Source organism: Planctomonas deserti (assembly GCF_003067705.1).
In the GTDB taxonomy this organism is placed as follows: Bacteria; Actinomycetota; Actinomycetes; order Actinomycetales; family Microbacteriaceae; genus Planctomonas; species Planctomonas deserti.
Genome location: NZ_QANL01000130.1, coordinates 1 through 586, shown reverse-complemented (window position 1 = coordinate 586; position 586 = coordinate 1). Strand labels below are relative to the sequence as shown.

Annotated in this window: 1 tRNA gene; it reads right to left on the bottom strand. The window is 63.0% G+C overall.

What is annotated here, in order from left to right:
* Positions 1 to 274: 274 nt before the first annotated feature.
* Positions 275 to 348: transfer RNA gene (locus tag DAI20_RS19920), tRNA-Gly, on the bottom strand.
* Between the last annotated feature and the right edge of the window lie 238 nt (positions 349 to 586).

The window sequence follows — 586 nt, the reverse complement described above, 5'->3', positions numbered from 1 at the left end:
ACCAGATGCCCGGAGCGGGTCTGGTGGCGCGCGACCACGAGTCACAGGCACGCTACGACCGTCGCGACATCCGACAGGCGTCAAAACTGCTGATGCTCAATCTCAATGCGCTGCGGGAAGAGCTCGATTACGTGCAGAGCGACGCATAGCATGAAACAGCGTCGATCACGGGCAGCTGTGGCAGGACCGCGTGGCGCAGCAACGTGGAAACTACACATTGAACCACAGGCTGTGCGGAACCTCGGAGCGTCTGATACTGGCCCGGACCGCAGGATGGAGCGGGCGAAGGGAATCGAACCCACGTCAGTAGCTTGGGAAGCTACAGCTCTACCATTGAGCTACGCCCGCGTTGCAGTGGAAAGTCTATGCGCTGGGGCCGGTGTTGCGCAATGGTGCCCCCGCATCAGAGCGGGGCCGGAGCCCTTTCGTTGCCGAAAGGGATCCGACCCCGCCTGGTTTCTGCTTAGAAGCTGCCGCTGAAGTTGGCGAACAGCGTCGCGTCCTGGGCACGCTTCTGCCCGGCCGAAGCGCTCAGGCCGAAGTTGCTCTGCAGGCCGAACAGCTCGGTACGGGCACCCAGCACCAC